The sequence below is a fragment of the Enterobacter genomosp. S genome, from assembly GCF_001631805.1.
In the GTDB taxonomy this organism is placed as follows: Bacteria; Pseudomonadota; Gammaproteobacteria; order Enterobacterales; family Enterobacteriaceae; genus Enterobacter; species Enterobacter quasihormaechei.
Map to the genome: position 1 here is coordinate 190,414 of NZ_LVVA01000012.1, position 15,946 is coordinate 206,359.

A 15,946-nucleotide genomic window follows, 5' to 3' on the forward strand; every position below is an offset into this window, starting at 1 on the left:
GTGACAACGCGCAAATTTTTCTGGAACAAATCTCGCAAATTTCTTTCCTGACCGTGCTTTTTATTCGGACTGCTCACCCCAATCGTTTACCATAGAGACGTCAATTTTTAACAGGATGAGATTACTGGTGTCTGACTCTGCCGCGCGCCCGACTTTTTTGTTCCACGATTACGAAACCTTTGGCACCCATCCGGCGCTGGACCGACCGGCGCAGTTTGCGGCTATCCGTACCGATGACGAATTTAACATCATCGGCGAACCCGAGGTATTTTACTGCAAGCCCGCCGATGACTATCTGCCGCAGCCGGGCGCGGTGATGGTGACAGGCATCACGCCTCAGGAAGCGCGGGATAAAGGCGTCAGCGAAGCGGAATTTGCCCGTCGCATCCACGATCTGTTCACGGTGCCCAATACCTGCGTGGTGGGTTACAACAACATCCGCTTTGACGATGAAGTGACGCGTAATATCTTCTACCGCAACTTCTACGATCCGTACGCCTGGAGCTGGCAGAACCGCAATTCACGCTGGGATTTGCTGGATATTATGCGCGCCTGTTATGCGCTGCGCCCGGAAGGGATTAACTGGCCGGAGAACGACGATGGATTGCCGAGCTTCAGGCTCGAGCACCTGACGCGCGCCAACGGCATCGAGCACAGCAATGCCCACGACGCGATGGCTGACGTTTACGCGACCATCGCTATGGCGAAACTCGTTAAAACCGCGCAGCCGCGCCTGTTTGAGTATCTGCTGAGCCACCGCAGCAAGCAGAAGCTGATGACGCTGATTGATGTGCCACAGATGAAACCGCTGGTGCATATTTCAGGGATGTTCGGGGCGTGGCGCGGGAACACGAGCTGGGTGGCGCCCCTCGCCTGGCACCCGGATAACCGTAACGCCGTCATCATGGTGGACCTTGCCGGGGATATCTCCCCGCTGCTTGAGCTTGACAGCGACACCTTGCGTGAACGGCTGTATACGCCGAAAGAGGCGCTGGGTGACCTGCCCGCTGTACCGGTTAAACTGGTGCATATTAATAAATGTCCGGTGCTTGCCCAGGCCAATACGCTGCGCCCGGAAGACGCCGACCGGCTGGGGATTAACCGTCAACACTGCCTCGACAACCTGAAAGTACTGCGTGAGAACCCACAGGTGCGCGAGAAAGTTGTCGCCATTTTTGCCGAAGCAGAGCCGTTCGTGCCGTCTGAAAACGTGGATGCGCAGCTTTATAACGGCTTCTTCAGCGACGCCGACCGCGCGGCGATGAATATCGTGCTGCAAACCGACCCGCGTAATCTGCCCGCGCTGGATATCACCTTTGCGGACACGCGCATTGAGAAGCTGCTGTTTAACTACCGTGCGCGCAACTATCCCGGTACGCTGGATGAGGCTGAGCAGGAGCGCTGGCTACAGCATCGACGCAACGTCTTTACCCCGGAGTTTCTCAACAGCTACGCTCAGGAGCTGGAGATGCTTTACGGCCAGTATGAAGGGAATCCTGAGAAACAGGCGCTGTTGAAATCCCTGTTCCAGTACGCGCAAGAGCTCGTCTGAAATGCAGAGATAAAAAAACCGGAGACCATCGTCTCCGGTTTTTTTTGCCCGGTGGCGCTTCGCTTACGCGGGCCTACAGGGTATTCAGGTCGGGTAAGGCGTAGCCGCCACCCGACACAGACTTACGCGACGTCTTCGTACTGAGGAACCGGGTTGCGGAAGCTCTTCGTCACACAGGCCAGGTAAACCAGGCCGATACCTGCCCAAATCAGGCCAAGCACCATTGAACTCTCTTCCAGGTTAACCCACAGCGCGCCCACGGTCATAGCACCACACATCGGCAGGAACAGATACTGGAAGTGGTCTTTCAGCGTCTTGTTACGCTTTTCACGGATCCAGAACTGAGAGATCACCGACAGGTTAACAAAGGTGAACGCCACCAGCGCACCAAAGTTAATCAGCGCCGTTGCCATCACCAGGTCAAAGTTAATCGCCAGAAGCGCGATCGCACCGACCAGAATGATGTTCATCGCCGGGGTACGCCATGTTGGATGCACGTAGCCGAAGAAGCTTTTCGGGAATACGCCATCGCGGCCCATAACGTACATCAGACGCGCAACGCCTGCATGCGCGGCCATACCGGACGCCAGTACGGTGATGGTGGAGAAGATCAGCGCGCCGACCTGGAACGCTTTACCCGCCACATAGAGCATAATTTCCGGCTGAGAAGCATCCGGATCTTTGAAGCGAGAGATATCCGGGAAGTACAGCTGGAGGAAATAGGTCGAGAAAATAAAGATCAGGCCACCAATCAGCGCCGTCAGGAAGATTGCACGCGGAATCACGCGCTCTGCATCTTTCGTTTCTTCAGACAGGTTGCTGATACCGTCAAAACCGGTAAAGGAGAAGCACAGAATCGTCGCCCCGGTAATCATCGGGATCACATGCGCATCACCAGACCAGAACGGCTTGCTGCTCGCCAGAGTGCCCGCGCCTTCGCCGTGGAACACACCGTAAATCACCATGCCGAGGATCACGGCAATCAATACAACCTGAAGCACAACGATAACGGAGTTAAAGTTGGCAACGGACTTGATGCTGCGCAGGTTGAAGGCCGTCATAAAGGCCACCAGCGCCACGACGAACATCCAGGATGGAATCGATGGCACCAGCGCTTCAAAATAGATTTTTGCCAGCAGAATGTTGATCATCGGCGCGAACAGATAGTCGAGCAGCGAAGACCAGCCCACCATAAAGCCGACCGTCGGGCTGATGGATTTCTGGGCATAGGTGTAGGCGGAACCGGCAGACGGATAGCGGCGCACCAGTTTACCGTAGCTGAGCGCGGTAAAGAGGATCGCAATCAGTGCAAAGCCGTAAGCCGTCGGCACATGACCGTCCGTGAGGCCTGATACGATACCGAATGTATCGAACAGCGTCATCGGTTGCATATAGGCAAGGCCCATCATGACAACCGGAATCAACGTAAGCGTTTTACGTAATTCCACGCGAGAGGTGTTTGGAGTTGCGTTATGCGACATAGTTATTCTCCTTTACGGTGATAACCGCCACGTAAGCGAAAAATTGCCCCATTTCTTTCTTCCTCAGCGACAACAACTGTCGGATTTTAGTAAGTATCTATCCGGTACGAAGCCCGGCCTCTTGGTTTTTAGTTTCGTTTCGTACATGCAAAAAAAAATAACCGACGCCTTTTATATCGTCGATTATTTATTTGTTTGCAGCGGCGGCATTTTGCCCTATTCAAGATACAAAAGGCAATACATTGAGAAACGAGCCCATAAAATAATTTTTCTAACTGGTTGATTTACCATCATCTGCCTGAGTGTAAACTGTCGCGATAGCACTATTTGCTAAAATTTCGTCTCGCCACCAGGCGCTGGCAAGCCCGGCGGTCTGTTCATTCCAGCCTACCCATACCGATTCGTTACTGCTCTGCGCTAAAACCTTTTTTTCCACCAGCGCGCCGCTTTCAATAAACCGCTGGGCTAAATAACGGGGAAGGTAACCGCACCCGAGGCCGCTTATTTGCAGCTCCAGCTTGGTTTTAAAATCAAAAACGGTGATGGCCTCCTGCTCATCCAGAAGCTGCGATGAAATACCGCACTCGGGACGAGCGCTGTCGCCCACCACAATGGCGCGATGGTTTTTGATGACGCGTCTTGACACTGGCTCCGGTTCATTTGCCAGCGGATGATGAGGCGCAACGGCAAAAATTTGCTCCAGTACGCCCAGCCGGGCGAAACCAAATTCACTCAGCTGAGGAGGCTCGTGCAGGGCTCCAACGATAATATCCGCCCTGCCCTGGGTCAGGGCGTCCCATGAACCGCCCAGCACGCCGTTGATAAAAACCAGGCGCGTGACGCTATGGCGCTGATAAAACGCCTCGATAAGCGGGGTAAGCAGTGAAAATGGGAAAGTATCATCAACCCCAATCACCAGCTCGTTTTCCCAGCCCTGGTGAAGCTTAACGGCCTGCTTTTCCAGCTCGCGCACCGCATGCAGCACGTCACGCCCTTTTTCCAGCAGCATCTGCCCTGTACGGGTGAATCGCGCGCGATGCCCGGAACGGTCAAGGATTTGGATATTAAGATCGCTCTCAAGCTTTTGCACGGTATAGCTCAGAGCCGAAGGCGTTTTATAGAGCTTCGCCGAGGCGGCGGCAAAGCTCCCCTCTTTTTCAAGCGCATCCAGAATAACAAGAACATCCAGCAGCGGTTTCATCTTCGCCCCCTTGCGGTGTGCGACTGTCTCCGCTGATGCAGTTATTCCATGGGCATAACCAGCGGATCGGGATACTGATACTCAAATCCCAGTTCATGGCAAATACGATTGCCATCAATAATTTTGCCTTTGCGTTCCCCCTGCGCATCACTGAACACCGGCGGCGCCAGGCCAAGCTGGCGGGCCATCAGCGGATAAAAGGTGCTGCGCGGCGGGTGCGAAGGCGCACATATATTATAGATGTGCCCCCCTTTCGGAGCCTGTAAAAGCAGTTCTATTGCGCCGACAACATCTTCAAGATGCACAAGGTTAACCCCGTGCTGACCATCCGGCGCGGATTTACCGGCAAAGAAGCGCCCCGGATGGCGCCCCGGTCCCACCAGCCCGGCCAGACGTAAAATATCCACCTGCGTGCCGGGCAGATTGTGCAGCCAGTCTTCCAGCTCTTTCAGTACCCGACCGCTGGCGGTCACCGGACGGCGCTCGGTGTTCTCCTTCGCCGTACCGTCGATATCGCCATAGACGGAGGTCGAGCTGGTAAAAATGATACGCGGAATATGATGCGCCAGGGCACTGTCGACAATCTCCTGCACCGCCTGCAAGTAAAACGTCTCGCCCGGCCCGCTGCGTCGCGCCGGTAAGGTTATGACCAGCGCATCCACATTCATCAGTTCGTCCAGCTCGTCGGTATCGCAGATAAGCTCGGGTTCGAGGCGCAGCTCGACACCGTCAATGCCGCACATGCGTGCCGCTTCAACCCCATCTCGGGTGGTCTTACTCCCTGTCACCTGCCAGCCTTTCGCGGCTAATGACATCGCCAGCGGCATTCCTAACCACCCTAACCCGACAATCGCGACCTTTTTCATGTACATTCTCCGCTTAACTACCCCTGTTATAAGGCTACGCCAGCCTGGTGGAACGCACAATTCATACCATCAATATGAAATGAATTAATGATCAAAAAAAGCCCTTGCTTTATGGCGTATAACTGGTTTAGGTTAAAAGACATCAAATGCATAAGCATTCAACGAGAATTTATATGACACGCGTTCCTTTTAAAAACCACCATCATCACCATCATCCTGACTAGTCTTTCAGGCGATGTGTGCTGGAAGACGTTTGGATCTTCCAGTGGTGCATGAACGCATGAAAAAGCCCCCGGAAGATCATCTTCCGGGGGCTTTTTTTTGGACCGCATTCAGACAGGTTAAAACAGGTTAACGAGGAACACAGAATGTTAGATAACTCACGTTTACGCATAGCTATTCAGAAATCAGGCCGTTTAAGCGACGATTCACGCGAACTGCTGGCACGCTGCGGGATTAAAATCAACCTGCACACCCAGCGCCTGATTGCCCTGGCTGAAAATATGCCGATCGACATTCTGCGCGTACGTGATGACGATATCCCGGGCCTGGTGATGGATGGCGTCGTTGACCTCGGTATCATCGGCGAAAACGTACTGGAAGAAGAGCTATTAACCCGCCGCGCGCAGGGCGAAGATCCGCGCTACTTTACCCTGCGTCGTCTGGACTTCGGCGGCTGCCGCCTGTCGCTGGCCACGCCGGTCGATGAAGCCTGGGACGGCCCGGCCGCGCTGAACGGCAAACGTATCGCCACCTCTTATCCTCACCTGCTGAAGCGTTACCTCGATCAAAAAGGCGTGCAGTTCAAATCCTGTCTGCTGAACGGCTCCGTTGAAGTGGCGCCGCGCGCGGGCCTGGCCGATGCCATCTGTGACCTCGTCTCTACCGGTGCCACGCTGGAAGCGAACGGCCTGCGCGAAGTGGAGGTGATTTACCGCTCCAAAGCGTGCCTTATCCAGCGCGACGGTGAGATGGCAGAGGCCAAACAGCAGCTCATCGATAAACTGCTGACCCGCATTCAGGGCGTGATTCAGGCGCGTGAATCCAAATACATCATGATGCATGCGCCAACCGAGCGTCTCGAGGAAGTCATTGCCCTGCTGCCGGGCGCAGAGCGCCCCACCATTCTGCCGCTGGCGGGTGACCAGCAGCGCGTGGCGATGCACATGGTCAGCAGCGAAACCCTGTTCTGGGAAACCATGGAAAAACTGAAGGCGCTGGGCGCAAGCTCCATTCTGGTGCTGCCAATTGAGAAGATGATGGAGTAACGACCATGAGCTTTAACACAATCATCGACTGGAATAGCTGTAGCGACGCGCAACGGCGCGAACTGCTGATGCGCCCGGCCATCTCCGCCTCGGAGAGCATCACCCGCACCGTGGCGGAGATCCTCGATAACGTCAAGGCCCGTGGCGATGACGCCCTGCGTGAATACAGCGCGAAGTTTGACAAGACGGAAGTCGGCGCTTTACAGGTTACCGAGCAGGAAATCATTGATGCCAGCAATCGTCTGGGTGATGACATCAAGCAGGCGATGGCCGTCGCGGTGAAAAATATAGATACCTTCCACACCGCGCAGACATTGCAGACGGTGGATGTGGAAACCCTGCCCGGCGTGCGCTGCCAGCAGGTGACGCGCCCGGTGGCGTCCGTCGGCCTGTATATTCCCGGCGGCTCCGCCCCACTGTTTTCGACCGTATTAATGCTGGCTACCCCGGCGCGCATTGCCGGCTGTCAGAACGTGGTGCTCTGCTCTCCGCCACCGATCGCCGATGAGATCTTATACGCGGCAAAACTCTGCGGCGTGCAGGCGGTGTATAAAGTCGGCGGCGCGCAGGCGATTTCCGCCCTGGCGTTTGGGACCGAATCCATTCCAAAAGTCGACAAAATTTTTGGTCCGGGCAACGCGTATGTGACCGAAGCGAAGCGCCAGGTCAGCCAGCGTCTGGACGGCGCGGCCATTGATATGCCTGCCGGTCCGTCTGAGGTGCTGGTGATTGCCGACAGCGGCGCCACGCCGGATTTCGTCGCCTCTGACCTGCTCTCGCAGGCCGAGCACGGGCCGGACTCACAGGTGATTTTACTGACGCCGGATGCCGACATGGCAAAACGCGTGGGCGAAGCCGTTGAGCGCCAGCTAGCCGACCTGCCCCGCGCGGAAACAGCGCGTCAGGCGCTGTCTGCCAGCCGCCTGATTGTGGCCCGCGATCTCGACCAGTGCATCGCCATCTCTAATCAGTACGGCCCCGAGCACCTGATCATTCAGACCCGCAACGCGCGCGATCTGGTCGACAGCATTACCAGCGCAGGCTCGGTATTCCTCGGCGACTGGTCGCCGGAATCGGCCGGGGATTACGCCTCCGGCACCAACCACGTGCTGCCGACGTATGGCTATACCTCAACCTGCTCCAGCCTGGGGCTGGCGGATTTCCAGAAGCGCATGACCGTGCAGGAACTCTCCCGCGAAGGGTTTGCCTCGCTGGCGTCGACCATTGAAACCCTTGCCGCCGCCGAGCGCCTGGCTGCCCACAAAAATGCCGTGACGCTGCGCGTTGCCGCCCTGAAGGAGCAAGCATGAACATCGAAGAATTAGCCCGCGAAAATGTCCGTCGCCTGACGCCCTATCAGTCTGCGCGTCGTCTGGGCGGGAACGGCGACGTCTGGCTGAACGCCAACGAATATCCCACGGCGGTGGCCTTTGAGCTGTCGCAGCAGACGCTGAACCGCTACCCGGAGTGTCAGCCGAAAACGGTGATCGAGAACTACGCGCAGTACGCGGGCGTGAAGCCTGAGCAGGTGCTGGTCAGCCGCGGGGCGGATGAAGGGATCGAGCTGTTGATACGCGCGTTCTGCGAGCCGGGTAAAGATGCGGTGATGTACTGCCAGCCGACCTACGGCATGTACAGCGTCAGCGCCGAAACCTTCGGCGTGGCCTGCCGCAACGTGCAGGCCCTGGACAACTGGCAGCTGGATTTGCAGGGCATCGCCAATAACCTCGACGGGGTGAAGGTGGTGTTTGTCTGTAGCCCGAACAACCCGACCGGGCAGATTATCAATCCGCAGGATATTCGTGCCCTGCTGGAAATGACGCGCGGCAAAGCGCTGGTCGTGGCCGACGAAGCCTATATTGAGTTCTGTCCGCAGGCCACGCTTGCTGGCTGGCTTGAAGAGTATCCGCATCTCGTCGTGCTGCGTACCCTGTCGAAAGCATTCGCCCTCGCAGGCCTTCGATGCGGGTTTACGCTGGCGAATAAAGCGGTTATCGACCTGCTGCTGAAAGTGATCGCCCCGTATCCGCTCTCGACGCCGGTTGCCGATATTGCGGCACAGGCGCTGGCCCCGCAGGGCATCAGCGCGATGCGCGAGCGGGTGGCGCAGATCCTGGAAGAGCGTCAGTATCTTGTTGATGCCCTGAAAGCGATTCCGTGCGTGGAGCAGGTGTTCGAGTCGGAAACCAACTACATCCTGGTACGCTTCACCGCCTCAAGCGCGATATTTAAATCGTTGTGGGATCAGGGCATTATCTTACGAGACCAGAATAAACAACCTACCCTGAGCGGCTGCCTGCGTATTACCGTCGGCACCCGCGCGGAGAGCCAGCGCGTGATTGACGCCCTGAAAGCGGAGAAAGTATGAGTCAGAAGTATCTCTTTATCGATCGTGACGGCACCCTCATATCGGAGCCACCCAGCGATTATCAGGTCGATCGTTTCGACAAGCTGGCGTTTGAACCCGACGTGATCCCGGTGCTGCTGAAGCTTCAGCAAGCGGGCTATAAGCTGGTGATGATCACCAACCAGGATGGTCTGGGCACCGACAGTTTCCCGCAGGCAGACTTTGACGGCCCGCACAACCTGATGATGCAGGTACTGACCTCTCAGGGCATCGCCTTCGACGAGGTCCTGATCTGCCCGCACATGCCTGCCGACGAATGCGACTGCCGTAAGCCAAAAGTGAAGCTTGTTGAGCGCTATCTGGCGGAAGAGGCGCTGGATAAAGCCAACAGCTATGTGATTGGCGATCGCGTCACGGACATCACGCTGGCGGAAAATATGGGCATTGCGGGCCTGCGCTACAGCCGGGACGCGCTTAGCTGGGCGATGATTGGCGAGCAGCTGACCAAACGCGACCGCTATTCGCACGTGGAACGCAACACGAAAGAGACGCAGATCGACGTGAAGGTCTGGCTCGATCGCGAAGGCGGTAGCAAGATCCACACCGGCGTCGGTTTCTTCGACCACATGCTGGATCAAATCGCCACCCACGGCGGCTTCCGCATGGAGATCGCCGTTAAGGGCGACCTGTATATCGACGATCACCACACCGTAGAAGATACCGGCCTGGCGCTGGGCGAAGCCCTGAAGCTGGCGCTCGGCGACAAGCGCGGCATCAACCGCTTTGGATTTGTCCTGCCGATGGACGAATGCCTGGCGCGCTGCGCGATGGATATCTCCGGGCGTCCGCACCTGGAATACAAAGCCGACTTTACCTACCAGCGCGTGGGCGATCTCAGCACCGAAATGGTGGAGCACTTCTTCCGCTCGCTTTCTTACACCATGGGCCTGACGCTGCACCTGAAAACCAAAGGCAAAAACGATCACCACCGCGTCGAGAGCCTGTTCAAAGCCTTTGGCCGTACCCTGCGCCAGGCGATCCGCGTTGAAGGTGATGCCCTTCCCTCGTCGAAAGGAGTGCTGTAATGAACGTGGTGATTCTGGATACCGGATGCGCCAACCTGAACTCCGTACGGTCGGCGATTATGCGCCACGGCTACGAGCCGGTAGTGAGCCGTGACCCGGACGTGGTGCTGCGCGCGGATAAACTTTTTCTGCCGGGCGTGGGCACCGCTCAGGCGGCAATGGATCAGATCCACGCGCGCGAGCTGGTGGATCTCATCAAAGCCTGTACTCAACCGGTGCTGGGCATTTGCCTCGGCATGCAGCTGCTTGGTCGCCGCAGCGAAGAGAACAACGGCGTTGATTTGCTGGGCATTATAGAAGAAGACGTGCCGAAAATGACCGACCACGGCCTGCCACTGCCGCACATGGGCTGGAACCGCGTTTACCCGAAGGCGGGCAACAGGCTGTTCCAGGGTATTGAAGACGGCGCGTACTTCTACTTCGTCCACAGCTACGCCATGCCCGTGAATACCTACACCATCGCCCAGTGCAATTACGGCGAGGCGTTCACCGCCGCGGTGCAAAAAGATAACTTTTACGGCGTGCAGTTTCACCCGGAACGCTCTGGCGCCGCCGGCGCGCAGCTGCTGAAAAATTTCCTGGAGATGTGATGATAATTCCCGCTTTAGATTTGATTGACGGCACGGTTGTTCGTCTCCATCAGGGCGATTACGGGCAGCAGCGCGACTACGGCAACGACCCGCTGACGCGATTACAGGCTTACGCCGCCGAGGGCGCTGAGGTGTTGCACCTGGTCGATCTCACCGGCGCGAAAGATCCGGCGAAGCGCCAGATCCCACTGCTCAAAAAGCTGGTGGCTGGCGTCGACGTCCCGGTGCAGGTGGGCGGCGGCGTACGTACGGAAGCCGATGTTGCAGCTTTACTGGACGCGGGCGTAGCGCGCGTGGTGGTCGGCTCGACTGCCGTAAAAGATCCTGAAATGGTCAAGGGCTGGTTCCGCCGCTTCGGTGCGGATGCGCTGGTGCTGGCGCTGGATGTGCGCATCGACGAGCAGGGCAACAAGCAGGTCGCGGTCAGCGGCTGGCAGGAAAACTCCGGCGTCACGCTGGAAGAGCTGGTCGAAATTTATCTCCCCGTGGGGCTGAAGCACGTGCTATGCACGGATATTTCACGCGATGGTACGCTCGCAGGCTCGAACGTCTCGCTGTATGAAGAGGTTTGCGCGCGTTATCCGCAGGTGGCGTTTCAGTCCTCTGGCGGTATCGGCGACCTGGCGGATATCGCCGCTCTGCGCGGAACCGGCGTGCGCGGCGTGATCGTAGGCCGTGCGCTGCTTGAAGACAAATTTACGGTGAAGGAGGCGATTCAATGCTGGCAAAACGGATAATTCCCTGCCTGGACGTGCGCGACGGTCAGGTTGTGAAAGGCGTGCAGTTCCGCAACCACGAGATCATTGGCGACATTGTTCCGCTGGCTAAACGCTATGCCGATGAAGGCGCAGACGAGCTGGTATTTTACGATATCACCGCCTCCAGCGATGGCCGCGTGGTGGACAAAAGCTGGGTGGCGCGCGTGGCAGAGGTAATTGATATTCCCTTCTGCGTGGCGGGCGGGATTAAATCCGCTGACGATGCGGCGAAAATTCTCTCTTTCGGTGCAGACAAAATTTCCATTAACTCCCCTGCCCTGGCCGACCCGGAGCTGATTACGCGTCTGGCGGATCGCTTTGGCGTGCAGTGCATCGTCGTGGGGATCGACACCTGGTTTGATGCCGCGACGGGCAAATATCACGTCAACCAGTACACCGGCGACGAAAGCCGCACGCGCGTAACCCAGTGGGAGACGCTGGACTGGGTGCAGGAAGTGCAACAACGCGGCGCGGGTGAGATTGTGCTGAACATGATGAACCAGGACGGCGTACGTAACGGTTACGACCTGGAGCAGCTGAAAAAAGTGCGTGCGGTGTGCCAGGTGCCGCTGATTGCCTCCGGCGGCGCGGGCACCATGGAACACTTCCTGGAAGCCTTCCGCGATGCGAACGTGGACGGCGCGCTGGCGGCCTCCGTGTTCCACAAACAGATTATCAATATTGGTGAGTTAAAAACGTACCTGGCCGACCAGGGCGTGGAGATCAGGGTATGCTAACAGAGCAACAACAGGCGCAGCTGGACTGGGAAAAAACTGACGGATTACTGCCGGTGGTTGTACAACATGCCGTCTCAGGCGAAGTGCTGATGCTGGGATACATGAACCAGGAGGCGCTGGCGAAAACCATCGACAGCGGCAAGGTGACGTTTTTCTCGCGCACCAAACAGCGCCTGTGGACGAAAGGGGAAACCTCGGGTCACTTCCTGAACGTGGTCAGCATGACGCCAGATTGCGACAACGACACCCTGCTGGTACTGGTCAACCCGATTGGGCCAACTTGCCATAAAGGCACCAGCAGCTGCTTCGGCGAGGCGAGCCACCAGTGGCTGTTCCTCTATCAGCTGGAACAATTGCTGGCAGAGCGTAAATCTGCGGATCCTGAGAGCTCCTATACGGCGAAGCTGTACGCCAGCGGCACCAAACGGATTGCGCAGAAAGTGGGTGAGGAAGGCGTTGAAACGGCGCTGGCGGCCACCGTGCATGACCGTGAGGAGCTGACGAACGAAGCGTCTGATTTGATGTATCATCTGCTGGTGCTGCTTCAGGACCAGGAGCTGGATTTAACGACGGTGATTGAGAATTTGCGGAAACGGCATAAATAAAAAAGACCGGGGAAACCCGGTCTTTTTTTGTGTGTAAATCAGGCTCTTGGTTTGTAGTTTCTCAGCGCGTTACGGCCAAGGACGACACCAGAACCGATAATCCCACCGAGGAGAACGGCAAGGATGAGGGTAATAGCAATTTTCGGGCTGTCGCGTCGGATAGGCAGATTTGGCTTCATAACGTAACGATAGACGTGAATAGTCTCTGGGTTAACGTTGAGGTTCTGAATATCCAGTAAATTCTGTTTGGTTTGGTAGTAAGCGCCTGAGAACACCAGCGGGCGAGACGCTTCGTTATCAACCATTGATTTAAGCGCTACGGTACCTAACAGGAACATGGTTTCCTGAGTAACATCCTGAGTCTGCTGAAGCTGCGGTGTGCTGATCTTCGCAGCTTCTGCGTTCTTCAGCGCCTCGGTAATCTGCTTGATACGCAGGTCTTTTTGCTCCTGAGCGACTTTCTCCTGGTTCTGGAGGGAGTCGTTCAAGGTGGTGATCTGCTGCTTGAGGTTATCTCTGAGGTCAAGCGTCAATTCTTTTGCCGTCTGCTCGTCAACCTGCTGAATGTACTGAGCCAACTGCTTTTGAGCGGCTTCAGCGGATTCACCTTGATAGCTTACGGTTAAAGGCAAACTTTGTCCTTTAACGGTAGGTTCAATAGTCAGTTTTTCCGGATCTTCCTGATTCTCCAGCGCCTGAGCTAATGCCGAGAAAGAGGAATTGAAACGTCCAATAGCACGATTCTGAATGTCCAACATTGAAGGAGCTGCCCCGCCATAAAGGATATTCAATGCATTGGCATAGGTGGCAATTTGAGCCGCATCAGGCTGGGCTATGATGGCAGATGACGTCCATTTCTCTTTAGCTACAGTGATGTAAACCCCAGCAAGAACGATAAAAGCAGCAATAAAAGCCCCTATCACCCACTTACCACGCCACAGCTGTAACATTACATCAAGTAAATCAATTTGCTCCGGGTCATTGTTACGTGCGACCAGGTTATTGTTGTTTTGCGTCATACAATCCCTAACAGATGAAAAAGGGCAAAAATAATCTTGTTCCCTTAGTGTATCTGTTGCTGCGGAATTTTCTATAAGAATCCGATGAGTTATATCGGAAAGATGGGTTATGTAAGTTCAAGGCGACGCGCTATCATAGTCGGATTCTGATGTCTGGGGCATCAACAAGAACACTGTGAATGAGGGAAGCTATGAAAATTCTGGTAACTGGCGCGGCGGGCTTTATCGGTTCTCATGTCAGCAAGCGCCTGCTTGATGCAGGACATAAGGTTGTTGGAATTGATAACCTGAATGATTATTATGACCCTAACCTCAAGCTCGCTCGCCTCGAACTGCTCAAATCCGAGAATTTCACCTTCCACAAGCTGGACTTAGCGGACCGCGAAGGCATGGCTGCGCTTTTCGCTACTGAGAAATTTGATCGCGTGATCCATCTTGCCGCCCAAGCGGGCGTGCGTTACTCGCTGGAAAACCCGCATGCCTACGCGGATGCTAACCTGGTAGGTCACCTGAACGTGCTGGAAGGCTGTCGCCACAACAAGGTTCAACATCTTCTGTATGCGTCATCCAGCTCTGTATACGGGCTCAACCGTAAGATGCCGTTTTCTACTGACGACTCCGTGGACCACCCGGTATCCCTGTATGCGGCAACCAAAAAAGCTAACGAGCTGATGTCGCATACCTATTCGCATCTGTACAACCTGCCGACCACTGGCCTGCGCTTCTTTACCGTCTACGGCCCGTGGGGACGCCCGGATATGGCGCTGTTCAAATTCACCAAAGCCATGATTGAAGGCAACAGCATCGACGTATACAACTACGGTAAGATGAAACGTGACTTCACCTATATCGATGATATTGCAGAGGCAATTATTCGCTTGCAGGACGTCATTCCTCAGGCCGATGCCGACTGGACAGTCGAAACCGGTTCGCCGGCAACCAGCTCTGCCCCGTATCGCGTATATAACATCGGTAACAGTTCACCTGTCGAACTGATGGATTACATCACCGCGCTTGAAGAGGCGCTGGGCAAAGAAGCGGTGAAAAATATGATGCCGATCCAGCCGGGTGACGTACTGGAGACCAGTGCGGATACTAAAGCGCTGTACGACGTCATTGGGTTTAAACCACAGACCTCCGTGAAAGAAGGCGTGAAAAACTTCGTCGACTGGTACCGCAACTTCTATAACGTTTAAAACAAAAAACCCGGCAAAATGCCGGGTTTTTTGTATCACCGTTTTACTCAGTCACTGCCGAACAAATCGCGCGTATAGACTTTATCTTTCACGTCCGCGAGCTCTTCCGCCATGCGGTTAGAGATAATCACGTCCGCTTCTTTCTTGAACGCATCCAGATCGCGAATGACGCGAGAGTGGAAGAACTCGTCTTCCTGCATCGCCGGTTCATAAATAATGACCTGCACGCCCTTCGCCTTAATACGCTTCATGATCCCCTGAATGGAAGAGGCGCGGAAGTTATCGGAACCGCTCTTCATGATCAGGCGATACACGCCCACCACTTTCGGCTGACGCGCGAGAATGGAATCCGAGATGAAATCTTTACGCGTGCGGTTCGCGTCTACAATAGCAGAAATCAGGTTGTTCGGGACCGCCTGATAGTTTGCCAGCAGCTGCTTGGTATCTTTTGGCAGGCAGTAACCGCCGTAGCCAAATGAAGGGTTGTTGTAATGGTTACCGATACGCGGGTCAAGACACACGCCTTCGATGATCTGACGGGTGTTCAGACCTAAGCTCTCAGCATAGCTGTCCAGCTCGTTGAAGTAAGCCACGCGCATGGCCAGATAGGTATTAGCGAAAAGCTTAATCGCCTCTGCCTCAGTGGAATCGGTGAACAGCACCGGAATATCTTTTTTGATTGCGCCTTCCTGAAGTAATGCAGCAAAACGCTCCGCACGCTCGGAACGCTCGCCAATCACGATACGGGATGGGTGCAGGTTATCGTATAACGCCCTGCCCTCGCGGAGAAATTCCGGCGAGAAGAAGACATTATCAATACCCAACTCTTCTTTAATCGATTTGGTGAAGCCCACTGGAATCGTCGACTTGATGATCATCACTGCGTTAGGGTTGATTTCCGTAACGTCTTTAATCACCGCTTCAACGGTAGAGGTATTGAAGTAGTTGGTTTTAGGATCGTAGTCTGTAGGGGTGGCAATGATGACGAAATCCGCATCGCGGTATGCGTCTTCTTTGTCCGTGGTAGCGCGGAAGTTCAGCGATTTGGTCGCCAGGTATTCTTCAATCTCTTTATCGACGATTGGGGACTTTTTTTGGTTAAGCATGTCCACTTTTGCCTGCACGATATCCAGCGCAACCACTTCATGGTTCTGTGCAATCAGGATACCGTTTGAAAGACCAACATAGCCTGTTCCGGAGATGGTTATTTTCATTTGTTTGACTTCTACACGTTTGAGTTT

General features: G+C 55.4%; 17 protein-coding genes and 1 other annotated feature. Of the genes, 11 read left to right on the forward strand and 6 right to left on the reverse strand.

Annotated features, from left to right (window positions below):
* Window positions 1-115 precede the first annotated feature (115 nt).
* Window positions 116-1,552 carry an exodeoxyribonuclease I gene (sbcB, locus tag A3466_RS08610; protein WP_414627565.1) on the forward strand — a complete coding sequence of 479 codons (1,437 nt, stop codon included), beginning with the start codon at window positions 116-118 and terminating at the stop codon, window positions 1,550-1,552.
* Window positions 1,553-1,674: 122 nt separating this feature from the next.
* Here sbcB and plaP read toward each other — a convergent pair whose 3' ends face one another.
* The 4 genes from plaP to A3466_RS08625 all read right to left on the reverse strand — a co-directional run bounded on the left by plaP (window position 1,675) and on the right by A3466_RS08625 (window position 5,100).
* Complete coding sequence (gene plaP, locus A3466_RS08615; RefSeq protein ID WP_003859499.1) at window positions 1,675-3,033, reverse strand: putrescine/proton symporter PlaP; 1,359 nt, start codon at window positions 3,031-3,033, stop codon at window positions 1,675-1,677.
* Complete coding sequence (gene yoeI / locus A3466_RS23115; protein WP_099458931.1) at window positions 3,023-3,085, reverse strand: membrane protein YoeI; 63 nt, start codon at window positions 3,083-3,085, stop codon at window positions 3,023-3,025. The genes plaP and yoeI overlap by 11 nt, the downstream gene beginning before the upstream one ends.
* 219 nt (window positions 3,086-3,304) lie before the next feature.
* On the reverse strand, window positions 3,305-4,234 hold the full coding sequence (locus A3466_RS08620; protein ID WP_063450223.1) for a LysR substrate-binding domain-containing protein: 930 nt from the start codon (window positions 4,232-4,234) through the stop codon (window positions 3,305-3,307).
* Window positions 4,235-4,275: 41 nt separating this feature from the next.
* Window positions 4,276-5,100: an SDR family oxidoreductase gene (locus A3466_RS08625; protein WP_063450224.1), complete on the reverse strand. Its 825-nt coding sequence runs from the start codon at window positions 5,098-5,100 to the stop codon at window positions 4,276-4,278.
* 173 nt (window positions 5,101-5,273) lie between these two features.
* Between A3466_RS08625 and hisL the strand changes: the two genes are divergently transcribed.
* From hisL to hisIE, 9 genes are all read left to right on the forward strand, one after another.
* On the forward strand, window positions 5,274-5,324 hold the full coding sequence (gene hisL / locus A3466_RS23120; protein ID WP_099516347.1) for a his operon leader peptide: 51 nt from the start codon (window positions 5,274-5,276) through the stop codon (window positions 5,322-5,324).
* Window positions 5,300-5,423: a sequence feature (His leader region), on the forward strand. (Overlaps the previous gene by 25 nt.)
* A gap of 45 nt (window positions 5,424-5,468) precedes the next feature.
* On the forward strand, window positions 5,469-6,368 hold the full coding sequence (gene hisG / locus A3466_RS08630) for an ATP phosphoribosyltransferase (RefSeq protein WP_006811208.1): 900 nt from the start codon (window positions 5,469-5,471) through the stop codon (window positions 6,366-6,368).
* A gap of 5 nt (window positions 6,369-6,373) precedes the next feature.
* The gene (hisD, locus tag A3466_RS08635; RefSeq protein ID WP_063450225.1) at window positions 6,374-7,678 is read left to right on the forward strand and encodes a histidinol dehydrogenase; all 1,305 of its coding nucleotides are present in this window, start codon (window positions 6,374-6,376) and stop codon (window positions 7,676-7,678) included.
* Window positions 7,675-8,736, forward strand: a complete 1,062-nt coding sequence (gene hisC, locus A3466_RS08640; protein ID WP_063450226.1) for a histidinol-phosphate transaminase — start codon at window positions 7,675-7,677, stop codon at window positions 8,734-8,736. The genes hisD and hisC overlap by 4 nt, the downstream gene beginning before the upstream one ends.
* Complete coding sequence (gene hisB, locus A3466_RS08645; RefSeq protein WP_063450227.1) at window positions 8,733-9,800, forward strand: bifunctional histidinol-phosphatase/imidazoleglycerol-phosphate dehydratase HisB; 1,068 nt, start codon at window positions 8,733-8,735, stop codon at window positions 9,798-9,800. The genes hisC and hisB overlap by 4 nt, the downstream gene beginning before the upstream one ends.
* On the forward strand, window positions 9,800-10,390 hold the full coding sequence (gene hisH, locus A3466_RS08650) for an imidazole glycerol phosphate synthase subunit HisH (protein WP_063450228.1): 591 nt from the start codon (window positions 9,800-9,802) through the stop codon (window positions 10,388-10,390). The genes hisB and hisH overlap by 1 nt, the downstream gene beginning before the upstream one ends.
* A complete protein-coding gene (hisA, locus tag A3466_RS08655) occupies window positions 10,390-11,127 on the forward strand; it encodes a 1-(5-phosphoribosyl)-5-[(5-phosphoribosylamino)methylideneamino]imidazole-4-carboxamide isomerase (protein WP_063450229.1) in 738 nt (245 codons plus the stop codon). The genes hisH and hisA overlap by 1 nt, the downstream gene beginning before the upstream one ends.
* A complete protein-coding gene (gene hisF, locus A3466_RS08660; RefSeq protein WP_063450230.1) occupies window positions 11,109-11,885 on the forward strand; it encodes an imidazole glycerol phosphate synthase subunit HisF in 777 nt (258 codons plus the stop codon). The genes hisA and hisF overlap by 19 nt, the downstream gene beginning before the upstream one ends.
* Window positions 11,879-12,490, forward strand: coding sequence for a bifunctional phosphoribosyl-AMP cyclohydrolase/phosphoribosyl-ATP diphosphatase HisIE (gene hisIE / locus A3466_RS08665; protein ID WP_063450231.1), 612 nt, complete (start codon window positions 11,879-11,881; stop codon window positions 12,488-12,490). The genes hisF and hisIE overlap by 7 nt, the downstream gene beginning before the upstream one ends.
* A gap of 38 nt (window positions 12,491-12,528) precedes the next feature.
* Here the strand turns inward: hisIE and wzzB are convergent, their stop codons facing one another.
* Complete coding sequence (wzzB, locus tag A3466_RS08670) at window positions 12,529-13,509, reverse strand: LPS O-antigen chain length determinant protein WzzB (RefSeq protein ID WP_063450232.1); 981 nt, start codon at window positions 13,507-13,509, stop codon at window positions 12,529-12,531.
* Between the two features lie 191 nt (window positions 13,510-13,700).
* Between wzzB and A3466_RS08675 the strand changes: the two genes are divergently transcribed.
* The gene (locus tag A3466_RS08675; RefSeq protein WP_063450233.1) at window positions 13,701-14,705 is read left to right on the forward strand and encodes an NAD-dependent epimerase; all 1,005 of its coding nucleotides are present in this window, start codon (window positions 13,701-13,703) and stop codon (window positions 14,703-14,705) included.
* 47 nt (window positions 14,706-14,752) lie between these two features.
* On the opposite strand, the gene ugd is transcribed toward A3466_RS08675, so the two are convergent.
* Complete coding sequence (gene ugd / locus A3466_RS08680) at window positions 14,753-15,919, reverse strand: UDP-glucose 6-dehydrogenase (RefSeq protein ID WP_063450234.1); 1,167 nt, start codon at window positions 15,917-15,919, stop codon at window positions 14,753-14,755.
* Window positions 15,920-15,946 lie beyond the last annotated feature (27 nt).